The organism is Arthrobacter sp. Dra40, from assembly GCF_059091905.1.
Window position 1 is genome coordinate 1 of sequence record NZ_JBNHHB010000025.1, and the last position, 13,349, is coordinate 13,349.

Sequence of the window (13,349 nt, forward strand, 5' to 3'; positions counted from 1 at the left end):
AGGCCGTGCGCGCCGTGGGCAGCGCCTGCGCCACCAACCCGCTGCCCGTCGTCGTGCCCTGCCACCGCGTGCTGCGCTCGGACGGCGCCTTCGGCGGGTACCTCGGCGGACCGGATGCGAAGGCCTACCTGCTGGGCCTGGAGGCAGCGGCGTGAGCACCTTGTTCGACGACGCTCCGGCCGGCCCCCGCGGGATCGCGCCGGGCGCGGTCCATGTGCCGGGCTGGCTGACCGTGGAGCAGCAGCGGGAACTGGTCGAAGCGTGCCGGGAGTTCGGCCGCGGACCGGTCCCCTACCGTGCGGCGAAGCTGCCGGGCGGCCACGAGATGAGCGTGCGGACGCTGTGCCTGGGCTGGCACTGGGCGCCGTACAAGTACACCCGCACAGCCGACGACGTGAACGGCGCCCGCGTGCTGGACTTTCCCGGCTGGCTGGCCGAGTGGGGCAGGCGTGCCTTGGCCGATGCCTATGACGATCCTGCTGCCGGCCAGGGCTATGAGCCCGACACTGCCTTGATCAACTTCTACGACGACACCGCCAAGATGGGCATGCACCAGGACAAAGACGAGCAAACGGACTTCCCGGTGGTTTCGCTCAGCGTCGGCGATGACTGCTTGTTCCGCTTCGGCAATACCGAAACGCGCACCAAGCCCTACACCGATCTCCGGCTGCGCTCCGGTGACCTGTTCGTCTTCGGCGGACCGGCCCGGTTCGCCTACCACGGCGTGCCCAAAATCTATCCGGGCACCGCCGATCCTGCCTGCGGACTGACTGGCGGACGGCTTAACCTGACCATGCGGGTCACCGGCCTGGGCTAAGCGCTGCGCCGCCGGTACCGGCAGGACAGGCCATCACGGCCAACAGTGTAGGAGAGAATCAAACCATGGAGAAAACCGCTTCCGGCGTCGTGCTCTGCGACGACGGTCTGGCCCGGCCGGCATGGGCCGCCACCGATCCGATGCTGCGCGAGTACTACGACACCGAATGGGGCATGCCGGTCCGCGGCGAACAAGGCGTCTACGAGCGCATTACTCTGGAAGGCTTCCAGGCCGGGCTCTCCTGGGCCACCATCCTGCGCAAGCGCCCGGCCTTCCGGAAAGCGTTCCGCGGATTCCACGTAGACACCGTTGCCGGGTACACGCAGGACGATGTTGAGCGGCTGATGCAGGACGCCGGCATCGTACGGAACCGCGCCAAGATCAACGCGGCCATCACCAACGCGAACGCCACCATTGCGCTGCGCGCCGAGGGCGGCCTGAGCGACTTCGTCTGGTCCTTCCAACCGGCCAGCACTCCTGCCCCACGGCACATCCAGGATGTGCCCACCACGTCCCCGGAGTCCGTCGCGCTGTCCAAGGCGCTGCGCAAGCGCGGCTTCGCGTTCGTGGGCCCCACCACCATGTTCGCCCTGATGGAGGCCATCGGCATGATTGACACCCATCTGGTGGACAGCCACCGCCGGGGCACCTCCGGCGTCTGGAACTGACGCCCGGTTTCACATTCAGTTCACGCAGCCGCTGACGCGGTGAGAGGCGTGCCACAATGTAGTGCACCCGCCGGCATGGGGGACCGTGACCCGCCCTCCCGCCCCTGTTGCCGGCACCGCAGGAGTTATCCGGTAAGGAGACCACGTTGACGATTCTTGTTGCCTACGCCCCGCGCCCGGAGGGCCGTGCTGCCCTGAGCAAGGGCATTCAGATGGCCACGCAGAACAATGAGAAGCTGGTGGTAGTCAACGCCAGCCCCGGCGGAACGCAGAAGGACGAGTCGTTCGCTGATGCCCACGACGCGACCTGGGTGCAGCAGGAACTGCACAAGTCCGGCCTGGACAGCGAGTTCAAGCAGTTCGTCCGCGGCAAGGACGCGGTGGAAGAGATCGTGGACATGGTTGATCAACTCTCGGTCTCGCTGCTGGTCATCGGCCTGCGCCGGCGCTCCCCGGTGGGCAAGCTGATCATGGGCAGCACCGCCCAGGAGATCCTGCTGACCGTCGATTGCCCGGTCCTGGCGGTCAAGGCCCGCTGATCCATGCAGGTCAACCTGCCGCTTACTCCACCGTTCGACGACGCCGCCGCACTGGCGGCCCTGGCCGCCCACGCGGTACCCGGCCTCGAAACCGTCGATCCAACCGCAGGCACCTGCACCCGTCTCTTCAACACGAGCGCCGGCCCGGTCCCGGTCACGGCCACGCTGTCACCGGACGCCGTCACCCTGGACATCCGCAGCGATTCCGCTGCCGTCCGTGGGGAGATTACAACGGCGGCGCGCGGCTGGCTCGACCTTGACCTGGAACCGAAGCGGGTGGCGGCGGTGCTGGGCCGAGACCCGGTGGTCGGGCCGCTGCTGACGAACCGCCCCGGACTCCGCATCCTCGGCTACCCCGACGGCTTCGAAGGTGCTGTCTCCACCGTGATCGGCCAGCAGGTCTCGCTGGCTGCAGCCCGCACGTTCACCGCCCGCCTGGTGGCGGCCTTCGGCTCCCCTGCCCACGGTCTGGCGCTCTTCCCCGGCCCGGACCTGTTGGCCAGCGCGGGCCCGGATGCCATTCGGACGGCCGTCGGCCTGACCGGCGCCCGCGCCGGCACCGTCCATCTTTTGGCGGAGGCCTGCGCGGACGGACTCCGCATCTCTCCGCACGCAGACCACGCCCACACCCGGCGGCGCCTGCTGGCGCTGCCCGGGATCGGCGCGTGGACCGTCGAGTACCTGGCCATGCGGGCGCTGCACGACCGTGACGCCTACCCGGCGGGCGATCTGGTGCTGCAGCGGGCCCTTGGCGTGAAGACGGCCAAAGAAGCACGCGCTCTGGGCCAATCATGGGCCCCGGTCCGGGCGTACGCGGTCTTCCACCTCTGGACTGCTGCGGCTTACCTTCCCTAGCCCCCATGCACCGTGCTCGGTCAGCGGAGAACGCCGGCGCGGTTGCCGTACGCCCGCAGGACGACGGCGAGCAGCGAGCACAGCAGGTACGCGGCACCTACCAGCAACCAGCCCACGTGGAAGCTGCCGGTCGTCTCCAGCAACAGGCCCATGAACAGCGGCCCGGCAGCGAAACCCGCATACATCCCCATCGACACGATGCCGGAAGCCGCCCCGACCCGCTCGGCCGGTACCACGCGCATGACGCCGGCTATCACCACCACGTTCGTGCCCAACACGGTGGCACCGTGCAGGACGACGCCCACCCAGAGCAAGGCCGGGATGCCCAGCGAACCCGAGGCGAGGAATGCAGCTGCTCCCCCGAGCGCGCCGATCCCGAGCAGGATGAGCAGCGTGGAGGCCCGCACGCCCTTGGCCATCCGCCGCCCCCAGAGCACGCGGGACGTCACGCCGACCACGCCTGAGACGCCGGCTGCCACGCCGCCCATCACCAGGCTGAACCCCAGTTCCCGAACGGCGAACAGCGGCAGGTAGACGTTGGTGGCCTGCATGCCCAGGCCGGAGAGCAGGGCGTAGCCGGCGAATATCCAGACCGAGAACGGGAACCGGGGCGGGGCGCCGGCTTCGCCGGGGACCTTGCCGGCGGAAGAGGGCGCCGGACGGTCAGGGGAAGCACGGGCGGCCGGCGGCCGCACCGCCGTCGTCGGTGGATCTTCCGGGAGTTTGCGCAGGCCGTAGAGCAGCAGTCCCACGGCGACGACGGCGGCCATGGCGGTGGCGCCCTGCCAGCCGGCCCAGAGGGCGGCGGCGGGGAAGAACAGGCCGGAGAACAGCTGGCTGCCCTGGACGCCTGATTGCTTCACGCCGATCCAGCCAGGGCGTTTGGGTGCCGGAACCTGCGTCATGATGATCCGGTTGGTGGTCGGGTTGGAGATGGCCTGTGCGGGTCCGGCCAGCAGCGCTGCGACGATCAGGACCAAATAGTGGTGGGACAGTGCGGCGACCAGCAGGGCAACGGCCGTGCCGGCGAAGATCAGCACCAGCTGCGCACGGTTGGAAATCCGGTCACTGAGCTTGCCCAGCCACATGCTGCAGACCGCGGCGCTGGCGAAAATGGCCGTGGCCAACAGCCCGAACTGGCCCTCGCTGATGTCCAGGTCCTGGATGACAAGCGGGCTGACGGTGCTCAGCCCGTAGTTCAGCAGCGGGCCGACGCCCATCGCGCAGGTGAGGACAAAGAGGAGTGCGCCGCTGGGCCGTGTGGACATGCTGCACTCCTTGCTGCCCGGATTGGGCTCCGTCCAGCAGGGTACTCCCGGGTACCGTCTTCCGGCGCAGGCATCGCAGCAGAAGGGTCAGCCGCCGTAACAATGGAGAGCTGGCTCACGTGCGGCGGCACTTTCGGTGACGGCCGCCGCTACGGCGCACGGACCGGCACGTTAATACTGGGAACGTGCGGTTCGGCGGCGGTGATCCCAGGGGAACTTAGGGGACCCCTGAGGGCCCCGGGGCTCACTGGCCCAGGGCCGTGCTTTGCAGCCGGGGTCTACTTCCTGCCCTTCTGCGTGTCGGCATGCGCTTCGACGAAAGCGCGTCGCGGCTGCTGGACCGCACCCATGGACGTAATGTCCCGATCGCCGAAGACCAGCGGGCTCCAGCCTGCCAGCAGGCGCCATTTGTGAATCCAGGTCGGCAGCGCCAACCCGTGGTAGCCCATGGCGGCGTACCATGCGGGCTTTCCCTTGAGGTCGAAGCCGAAGATCTTGGCCGCGCCTCGGCCGACCCCGTAAGTGGCCACCGTGCCGAGCGATTTGTGCCTGTATTCGGCCGGTCCGTGGCCGTGCACGGCGTTGACGACGTTTTGGGCCAGCAGTTTCGCCTGGCGAACCGCGTGCTGGGCGTTGGGCGGGCAATAGGCCGGTTGCTTCTCCGCGGCCAGGTCCGGAACCTGCGCGCAGTCGCCCGCGGCCCAGGCGCCTTGCACCACTTGGCCGGCATCGTCGATGACCTGCAGCCGCGCGTTCGCGTTGACGTGCCCCTTCGGGCCGCGCGGAACGTTGGTGTCATCCAGGACCGGGTTGGGCTTCATCCCTGCCGTCCAAATGATCAGGCCGGCGGGAATGCGTTCGCCGGTGCTGAGCTCGGCCACGGAGTCCTCGCAGGAGGGCATGGTGGTCTTCAGCCGCACATCGATGCCGCGCTGACGCAGCTGGCCCAAGGTCCACTCCGAGAGGGCCGGCCCGACCTCGGGGGCCACACGGTCGAGTGCCTCGATCAGCACCCAGCGCAGTTGGGACCGGTCCAGCTCCGGATGCGCGTCCACGGCGAGCTTGGACAGGTCGCTCAGCTCGGTGAGGGCTTCCACGCCGGTATAGCCGCCGCCGACCACCACGAAGGTCAGCGCTTTGGCCCGCTCGTCCGGGTCGCTGGTGCCGGCGGCCAGCGCCACATTGTCCAGCACCTTGTCCCGGCAGTAGATCGCCTCTTCCACCGTCTTGAACCCAATGCCGTGCTCCTGAAGCCCCGGCGTGGGGAAAGTCCGGGTGACGGCGCCGAGGGCAAACACGACGTGGTCGTAGTCCACCGAGAAGTCATCGCCACCGATCTCATGCAGCCGCGCGTTCCTGGCCTGCACATCCAGGGACACGAGCTTGCCGCGGACGATGTCCACGTTCTTTAGCGCCCTGCGCAGGTTGACGGTGACGATCCGCGGTTCGATCTCCCCGCCGCCTACTTCCGGCAACAACGGCTGGTACGTCATGTAGGAGTTGGGCTCCACCACGGTAATCCGTGCTTCAGTCGGCGCCAGCCGCTTGCGGATCCCCCACGCGGTGTAAAGGCCGACGTAGCCGCCGCCCAGAATGAGTATGTGAGGCGTCGCTGAAGTGGACATAGTCCAGGCTCCCTCTCTGTTGGCGACAGTGATTCAGTGGTCCTGGTGCATCCTGCGCCCGCATCGTTCGGGCCGGCCTGCGGCCAGACTAGCACCGGCCCTTACGCAGCTGAACCCTTGGCGTGAGGCAGTCGCCGGTCGTGCGGCAATCGCGCCGGCCCGGACCATCGGCGTGCCCTGCCCGTTCCCGCTCGGGCGGCGACCTACAATGTGCTCAAGTGCCCCGGCTCGCGGGGCTGTTGTTGGGGAGTAGGAAACGGTGGAGGCGGCGAAGCACACAGTGCGCGGGCGGTCGCCCCGTACCTACCGCAGGGCCCGCACCACATTGATTGGCGTTGTAGTGTTCTGGCTCTGGCTGCTGCTGGGAGCGGCAGCATTTGTCGCGGGAATGTTCGACTCCCCCACCAAGCTTTTCCTGGCCATGTACGCCGGTGCCGTCGCCGTGCTGGTGTCCATCCCGGTCGGCCTGCTCGCAGGCGTCCTGATGGCACTCAATCGGCCCGCAGCGGACGGGCGCCGGCCGGCAGCAAACCGGCTTTTCGCGGCCATCCGGGCTGTCGCCCGGGCGATTTCCGCGCTGCCATGGCGCGCTGCCGCACGGCGGGTCCAGGAGCTGGGCCGCACAGTGGGTCCGGCTGCCAGCCGCATTGGTGGCGGCGCCACGTCCGGTGCCGAAAAGCTCCGCTCAGGGGCCGGACGGCTCGGGACGGGGGCCGGGCGGCTCCGCTCGGGGGCGGGACGGCTCCGGGCGGGTGCCATCCGGCACGGTTCAGGCGCCAAAGAGCCATGTGTCGCCGCCGGACGCCGGCCGGACGTGCCGCAGCAGGCGCAGCAGGCGCAGCAGGCGCAGCAGGCGCGGCCAGTATCTTTCACGCAGCCGGGCGGGCCAGGAGCTCCCGCCTGCCTGCCGGGCGCGCGGAAGCCCACGGTCCCGCGCCGGCCGCCGATGCCGCCGCGGCGCCCGTCCCTAGTCCCGGAGCCCGCCCGGCCGGCCCAGGCCGTCGAAGACCTGGCGTCCTAGCACTCCACGACGTTGACCGCGAGGCCGCCGGTGGCGGTTTCCTTGTATTTGTCGCTCATGTCGCGCCCGGTTTCGCGCATGGTCACGATCACCTGGTCCAGCGACACCCGGTGGGTGCCGTCGCCCATCATCGCCATCTTGGCCGCGTTTACGGCCTTGGCCGCGCCGATGGCGTTGCGTTCGATGCACGGGATCTGCACCAGCCCGCCGATGGGGTCGCAGGTGAGCCCCAGATTGTGTTCCATCGCGATTTCGGCCGCGTTCTCGACCTGGGCGGGGGTTCCGCCGAGGATTTCGGCCAGCCCCGCGGCAGCCATGGACGACGCCGAACCGACTTCGCCCTGGCAGCCAACCTCGGCACCGGAAATGGAGGCCTGCTCCTTGTAGAGGACCCCGACGGCGCCGGCGGTCAGCAGGAACCTGACCACCACCTGCTCCTTGTCCTCTCGGGTGGCGTGCTCCATGCCCGGTGCGTAGTGCGTGGCGTAGAACAGCACGGCGGGGATGATTCCGGCGGCCCCGTTGGTGGGCGCGGTAACCACCCGCCCGCCCGAGGCGTTTTCCTCGTTCACCGCCAGCGCCACGAGGTTCACCCATTCCTGCCAGTACTTGTGGTCCCGGTCCGGGTCCTCCTTGCGAAGCCGCTCGTGCCAGGCGGGGGCACGACGGCGGACATTGAGTCCGCCGGGCAGGTCGCCCTCCCGGCGGATCGCGGAGTCCTTGCACTCCTCCATCACGTCGAAGATGTGCACGAGTCCGGCCTCGATTTCTTCGCGCGGGCGTGAAACTTCTTCGTTGAGCATCATGATGTCGCTGATGCCCAGTCCGGTGTTGCGACAGTGCTCGAGCAACTCGGCCGCGGTGCGGAACGGATAGGGCAACTGCTGCTTGGAGGACTCCAGTTCCTCCCGGGCGGCCTGCTCCTCCCCGCCGCGGACAATGAAGCCGCCGCCGACGGAGAAGAAGGTGGCTTCGTGCAGAAGGCGGGCCTCGCCGTCGCCGGTTGATTCCAGCACTTGGAACGTCATGCCGTTGGTGTGCCGGGGCAGCACCGTGAGCGGGTGCAGCACCATATCCTGCACGCCGTAGTCGAGCGGCCGGGCGGTGGCGCCGGGCAGTTCGGCCCCCAGTTGCAGCCGGCCGGAGTCGGCGATGTCCGCCAGCCGCTCTTCGACCTGCGCCGGCAGGATTTGTTCCGGTTCAAAGCCTTCCAGCCCCAGCAGCACGGCGGTGAACGTGCCGTGCCCCCGGCCGGTGGCAGCGAGCGACCCGTACAGGTCCACGCGCAGGTCGTCTACCCGGTCCAGCAGGCCGGCGTCAGCCACCTCCCGCACGAACACGGAGGCAGCCCGCATGGGGCCCACCGTGTGCGAGCTGGAGGGGCCGATGCCCACGGAGAAAAGATCGAAAACGCCTACAGCCATGTCATCCCTTTCCGTATCAGGCAATGGTCAGGCACAACGGGCCCGCAGTGCCGCGGTTCTTCTCCGCCGCTCAGCGGTTACCTGCCCCGCCGGTAGAAGGGCAGCTCGACCACGTCGAACGGCTCCGGTTTGCCGCGCAGGTCAACGTCCACCCGTGTTCCGGGTTCGGCGTACTCCACGTCAACATAGGCCAGCGCCACCGGGTAGCCGAGCGTCGGACTGGGCTGTCCGGAGGTGACTTCGCCGATGGTCCGGCCGTCTTTCAGCACCGGGTAGTGGGAGCGGCCGGCGCGCCGACCGGCTCCCTTGAGCCCCACAAGCTTGCGGGGTGAGCCCTTTTCCTTCTGCGCCTCGAGGGCCTCGCGGCCCACAAAGTCGCCGTCCTTCTTCAGCGCCACCACGCCGCCCAGGCCGGCATCGAAGGGACTGGTCTGCATCGTGAGCTCGTTGCCGTAGAGCGGCATGCCCGCTTCCAGCCGGAGCGAGTCGCGGCAGGCCAGCCCTGCCGGCAGCAGGTCGGCGCTCTTCCCGGCTTCCAGCAAGGCATTCCAGAGCGAGGCGGCGTTGGTGTTCGGGACGTAGATCTCGAACCCGTCCTCGCCGGTGTAGCCGGTCCGGGCCAGCAGCAGCTTCAGCGGCGCGCCGGAAACGGTGAAGTCCACCTCGTCGGCGGCGTAGTACTTCATGTCCTGCACCGTGGCGTGCTGGTTGGCGGGCACCAGTTGGAGCAGGATCTCCACGGACTTGGGGCCCTGGACTGCTACCAGCGACGTCTCGGCCGTGGCGTCCTCCACCGTGACGTCAAAGCCTTCGGCGCGTGCGGCGAGTTCCGCGGCGACCGTCGGGGCGTTGCCGGCATTGGGCACCACCAGGAAGCGGTCCCCGTTCTGGACGGCAGGGCGCCGGTAGACGATCAGGTCGTCAATGATTCCGCCATCTGCAGTGCAGATCAGCGAATACTTAGCCCGGCCCTCGGTGACGGCGGAGAGCTTGCCGACGAGTGCGTAGTCCAGGAACTTCCCGGCTTCCGGGCCGGTGACCCAGACTTCGCCCATGTGCGAGAGGTCGAACAGGCCGGCGCTGTTGCGCACGGCGTGGTGCTCGGCCAGTTCGCTGCTGTACTTCAGCGGCATCATCCAGCCGCCGAAGTCGGTGAAGGAGGCGCCCAGCCGCTCGTGTTCTTCGTAGAGCGCGGTGTGCCGGGGCATGGTGGTGGTCTCGGTAGTCACGGAGTACTGACCCTTTCCTAGTTCTCGAAGGCTTCGGGCGGCGGGCAGCTGCAGATCAGATTGCGGTCGCCGGCGGCGCCGTCGATCCGTCCGACCGGGGCGAAGTACTTGTCCACCTGCAGGCCGTGGACCGGGAAGGCCGCCTGTTCGCGGGTGTAGGGGCGGTCCCAGTCGGAGCTGATGACGGCCGCGGCGGTGTGCGGGGCCAGCCGGAGCGGGCTGCTCTCCAGCGGGAATTCCCCGTTGATCACCTGGTCGATTTCGCCGCGGATGGCGACCATCGCGTCGATGAACCGCTCAATCTCCCCCAGGTCCTCGGACTCGGTCGGCTCCACCATCAAGGTGCCGGCCACGGGGAAGGACAGCGTGGGCGCGTGGAAGCCGTAGTCGATCAGGCGCTTAGCCACGTCTTCGGCGGTCACGCCGGACTTCGCGGTGAGTTCGCGCAGGTCCAGGATGCACTCGTGTGCGACCAGTCCGTCGTTGCCCGTGTAGAGCACCGGGAAGTGCTCGTTCAGCCGCTTGGCGACGTAGTTGGCGGCCAGCAGGGCACTCTTCGTTGCCTCGGTCAGGCCTTCGGCGCCCATCATGGCCACGTAAGCCCAGGAGATCGGCAGTACGCCGGCCGAGCCGTACTCGGTGGCCGAGACCGGCACGCCCTTGCCCTCGTGTTCGGCCAGCGCGGCGTTGCCCGGCAGGAACGGAACCAGGTGTTCGGCCACCGCTACCGGCCCGACGCCGGGGCCGCCGCCGCCGTGCGGGATGCAGAAGGTCTTGTGCAGGTTCAGGTGGGAGACGTCGCCGCCGAACTTGCCCGGCTGCGCGAGTCCTACCAGCGCATTGAGGTTGGCCCCGTCGATGTAGACCTGCCCGCCGGCCGCATGGACCGCCTCGCAGACATCGCGCACATCGGCGTCGTACACCCCGTGCGTTGAGGGGTAGGTGATCATAATGGCCGAGAGCGCGTCCGCGTGCTGGTCGATCTTGGCGCGCAGGTCCGCGTGGTCGATGGTGCCGTCCGGAGCCGTGGCGACCACCACAACTTTCATGCCGGCCAGTACCGCCGAGGCAGCGTTGGTGCCGTGCGCGGAGGCGGGGATCAGGCAGACGTCACGCTTGTCGTCGCCATTGGCCAGGTGGTAGCGCCGGATGGCGAGCAGGCCCGCGTATTCGCCCTGCGAACCTGCATTGGGCTGGATGGAGACGCCGGCATAACCGGTGATCGCCGCGAGGCGTTCTTCCAGATCGGCGATCAGTTCGCGCCAGCCGGCGGTCTGGCTAGCCGGGGCGAACGGGTGGATGGAGGCGAATTCGGGCCAGGTCATCGCCTCCATTTCCGCCGTCGCGTTCAGCTTCATGGTGCACGAACCCAACGGAATCATGGTCCGGTCCAGCGCCAGGTCGCGGTCGGACAGCCGGCGCAGGTAGCGCAGCATCTGGGTTTCGGAGCGGTGGCTGTGGAACACAGGATGGTCCATGTAGGACGAACTGCGGAGCAGGTCATCCGGCAGCTCGAAGCCGGTGTTTCCGGCGGTTTCGGCGGTCTTGCCGGCGGCGTCCTCCACACCGAAGGCCTCGGCAACCAGGGCGAGGTGCTCCGCCGTCGTTGTTTCATCAGCGGAAATGCCCACGTGGTCGGCGTCAATGCGGCGCAGGTTCACGCCCTTGGCCTCCGCGGCGGCGGCGATCTCCGCGGCCTTGCCGGGAGCCTTCACCGTGAGGGTGTCGAAGAACCGGTCCGCGGCAAGGGTAAAGCCGGCACCGGTGAGCACGCCGGCCAGGGTGCGGGCGGCCTCGTTGGCATGCTGCGCAATCGCCTTCAGCCCCTCCGGGCCGTGGTAGACGGCGTACATGCTGGCGACGACGGCCAGCAGCGCCTGCGCGGTGCAGATGTTGGAGGTGGCCTTCTCGCGGCGGATGTGCTGCTCGCGGGTCTGCAAAGCCAGACGGTAGGCGGGGCGGCCGGCGTCGTCCTTGGAGACGCCCACCAGACGGCCGGGCAGCGAGCGCTCCAGGCCCTTGCGCACGGCCATGTAGGCCGCGTGCGGGCCGCCGAAGAACAGCGGCACACCGAAACGCTGCGTATTGCCGACGGCGATGTCCGCACCTTGCTCGCCCGGCGGGGTGATCAGGGTCAGGGCCAGCAGGTCGGCGGCCACGGTGACCAGGGCGCCGCGTTCCTTGGCCTGGGCGATCACCGGGGCGTGGTCGACCACGCGGCCGGAGGCTCCCGGCTGCTGCAGCACAATGCCCGAGATGTCGCCGTCGGGGAGCCCGGCGGAAAGGTCTGCCACTTCCACGTCGAAGTCCAGTGCCTGGGCCCGGCCCTTGACGACGGCGATGGTCTGCGGCAGCAGGTCCGCGTCCAGCACGGTCTTGCCGGCGGACTTGGACTTGTTGGACCGGCGCATCAACAGGACGGCTTCGGCTACGGCGGTGGCTTCGTCCAGCAGCGAGGCATTGGCGATTGGCAGCCCGGTGAGGTCCTGGACCATGGTCTGGAAGTTCAGCAGCGCCTCCAACCGGCCCTGCGAGATTTCCGGCTGGTACGGGGTGTAGGCGGTGTACCAGGCCGGGTTCTCCACCACATTGCGGCGGATGACGGCCGGAGTGATGGTGTCGTAGTAGCCCTGGCCGATCATCTGCACGGCCGTTACGTTCTTCCCGGCGAGGGCACGCAGATCCCCCAGCACCTGGGACTCGCTGCGGGCGGCGGGCAGGGCCAGCGGTTCCTGCTGGCGGATGTCGGCGGGCACCGCCGCGTCCACCAGGTCGTCGATGCTGCCGTAACCCAGCTGCTTGAGCATGGTTTCCGCGTCGTTCCGGCGCGGACCGATGTGGCGGTCGGTGAAGGAAGCGCTGCCGGGCCGGGTGCCGATGTTGGATTTAGCCGTCATTGAGGAACTCCGTTGATCCCCGGCACGGCATGGCCGTACCGGTAGTGAAGGGTTCCTCCCCGCTCTGTGGCTGAACCTGAGAGATTCCGCAGGCTTCGGCCCAGGGCCGCTTCCTGCTTGCACCGTCGGTGAGTCGGTCCGCGGACGGTCCGGCTACTTTCCAGAGTTGCCTCTCCGCGGCGGTACAGGGGCCTGAGAGATTCCTGGGGAGGTATTGCTCCTACGGCGCCTGCTGACCTAGTGCTCAGCAGGACTCTCCCGCCGCATGTCGAAGGCTTATGCAGTTGTTTCTATCTCCTTGATGGTAGTCGAGCCGCTGGCGGGCAACAAGGCGGCGACTCCCGCAGCACGGTCACCGGCGGCCGTTGCCGCTACGCCTCGGCGCGGGCGAGCATGCCTTTCACGTAGGCAGCCTGGCCGATGTGCTCCAGGCAGTCGTCCAGGACACTGACCAGCCGGACACCCAGACTGACGTGCGGGTCCCACCGCGTATCGACAATCCGGTCCAGGTCCTCTTCTGTCAGTCCTGCCAGATATTTCAGGGTGCCGGCATGGACGTCGTCGTAATAGCCGCGCAGCAGGTCGGCCGATTCCACCCGAACGGCAGCGACCTGCTCGGGTGTGTGGCCGTAGCCATGGTCTTTCCTGGGCAGCGGCAGGTCGAACCGTTCGGCCCAGCCGGTCAGCCAGTACTGGTCAGTGCCGGCCACGTCGGCAATGTGGTCGTCCTGGATGCGCGTCAGATGCCATACCAGCCAGGCGATTGAGTTGCTGTCGCCGCCTGGCCGGGCGGCCATTTGCCCGGCATCCAGCCCCTGCAGCACTGCATGCACACGTTCCTGGATCCGGCCGTAGGCATCGGCCAGCAGCTCATTGACTTTCACGGCGCCTCCTCGTGGTCGACTTTTGCGCCAGCCTACCGACCCGTGCCGTTGCGTGGAACAGGTTTCCTCAAGGTCACAACCGGCGGTGACAGCGCCGTCCCTCGTCAGGGGCCCGTCCATGA

Annotated in this window: 12 protein-coding genes and 2 riboswitches; of the genes, 6 read left to right on the forward strand and 6 right to left on the reverse strand. The window is 68.4% G+C overall.

Annotated features, from left to right (window positions below; all coding sequences use genetic code 11):
* The 5 genes from AC5RWT_RS13090 to AC5RWT_RS13110 all read left to right on the forward strand — a co-directional run.
* A partial coding sequence (locus tag AC5RWT_RS13090; protein WP_494080616.1) for a methylated-DNA--[protein]-cysteine S-methyltransferase occupies positions 1 to 155 on the forward strand: 155 nt, incomplete at its 5' end.
* The gene (locus AC5RWT_RS13095) at positions 152 to 817 is read left to right on the forward strand and encodes an alpha-ketoglutarate-dependent dioxygenase AlkB family protein (protein ID WP_494080559.1); all 666 of its coding nucleotides are present in this window, start codon (positions 152 to 154) and stop codon (positions 815 to 817) included. The genes AC5RWT_RS13090 and AC5RWT_RS13095, both read left to right, overlap by 4 nt.
* Before the next feature lie 65 nt (positions 818 to 882).
* Positions 883 to 1,485, forward strand: a complete 603-nt coding sequence (locus tag AC5RWT_RS13100) for a DNA-3-methyladenine glycosylase I (RefSeq protein ID WP_493966828.1) — start codon at positions 883 to 885, stop codon at positions 1,483 to 1,485.
* Positions 1,486 to 1,631: 146 nt separating this feature from the next.
* Positions 1,632 to 2,024 carry a universal stress protein gene (locus AC5RWT_RS13105; RefSeq protein WP_494080560.1) on the forward strand — a complete coding sequence of 131 codons (393 nt, stop codon included), beginning with the start codon at positions 1,632 to 1,634 and terminating at the stop codon, positions 2,022 to 2,024.
* Positions 2,025 to 2,027: 3 nt separating this feature from the next.
* The gene (locus AC5RWT_RS13110) at positions 2,028 to 2,879 is read left to right on the forward strand and encodes a DNA-3-methyladenine glycosylase family protein (protein WP_494080561.1); all 852 of its coding nucleotides are present in this window, start codon (positions 2,028 to 2,030) and stop codon (positions 2,877 to 2,879) included.
* Positions 2,880 to 2,899: 20 nt separating this feature from the next.
* Here AC5RWT_RS13110 and AC5RWT_RS13115 read toward each other — a convergent pair whose 3' ends face one another.
* Together AC5RWT_RS13115 and AC5RWT_RS13120 are read right to left on the reverse strand one after the other, a co-directional pair.
* The gene (locus tag AC5RWT_RS13115) at positions 2,900 to 4,147 is read right to left on the reverse strand and encodes an MFS transporter (protein ID WP_494080562.1); all 1,248 of its coding nucleotides are present in this window, start codon (positions 4,145 to 4,147) and stop codon (positions 2,900 to 2,902) included.
* A gap of 278 nt (positions 4,148 to 4,425) precedes the next feature.
* Positions 4,426 to 5,772 (reverse strand): NAD(P)/FAD-dependent oxidoreductase, encoded by a 1,347-nt coding sequence (locus AC5RWT_RS13120; RefSeq protein ID WP_494080563.1) that lies wholly within the window; start codon positions 5,770 to 5,772, stop codon positions 4,426 to 4,428.
* A gap of 259 nt (positions 5,773 to 6,031) precedes the next feature.
* Between AC5RWT_RS13120 and AC5RWT_RS13125 the strand changes: the two genes are divergently transcribed.
* On the forward strand, positions 6,032 to 6,793 hold the full coding sequence (locus AC5RWT_RS13125; protein ID WP_494080564.1) for a hypothetical protein: 762 nt from the start codon (positions 6,032 to 6,034) through the stop codon (positions 6,791 to 6,793).
* Here AC5RWT_RS13125 and AC5RWT_RS13130 read toward each other — a convergent pair.
* The 4 genes from AC5RWT_RS13130 to AC5RWT_RS13145 all read right to left on the reverse strand — a co-directional run bounded on the left by AC5RWT_RS13130 (position 6,790) and on the right by AC5RWT_RS13145 (position 13,227).
* Positions 6,790 to 8,217 (reverse strand): L-serine ammonia-lyase, encoded by a 1,428-nt coding sequence (locus AC5RWT_RS13130; protein ID WP_494080565.1) that lies wholly within the window; start codon positions 8,215 to 8,217, stop codon positions 6,790 to 6,792. The genes AC5RWT_RS13125 and AC5RWT_RS13130 overlap by 4 nt on opposite strands.
* 77 nt (positions 8,218 to 8,294) lie before the next feature.
* Positions 8,295 to 9,425: a glycine cleavage system aminomethyltransferase GcvT gene (gcvT, locus tag AC5RWT_RS13135; RefSeq protein ID WP_494080617.1), complete on the reverse strand. Its 1,131-nt coding sequence runs from the start codon at positions 9,423 to 9,425 to the stop codon at positions 8,295 to 8,297.
* A 38-nt stretch (positions 9,426 to 9,463) separates the two neighbouring features.
* Positions 9,464 to 12,343, reverse strand: a complete 2,880-nt coding sequence (gcvP, locus tag AC5RWT_RS13140) for an aminomethyl-transferring glycine dehydrogenase (protein WP_494080566.1) — start codon at positions 12,341 to 12,343, stop codon at positions 9,464 to 9,466.
* A 54-nt stretch (positions 12,344 to 12,397) separates the two neighbouring features.
* A riboswitch (glycine riboswitch) is annotated at positions 12,398 to 12,513 on the reverse strand.
* A riboswitch (glycine riboswitch) is annotated at positions 12,514 to 12,614 on the reverse strand. It abuts the riboswitch before it with no gap.
* Between the two features lie 100 nt (positions 12,615 to 12,714).
* Positions 12,715 to 13,227 (reverse strand): mycothiol transferase, encoded by a 513-nt coding sequence (locus tag AC5RWT_RS13145; RefSeq protein WP_494080567.1) that lies wholly within the window; start codon positions 13,225 to 13,227, stop codon positions 12,715 to 12,717.
* Positions 13,228 to 13,349 lie beyond the last annotated feature (122 nt).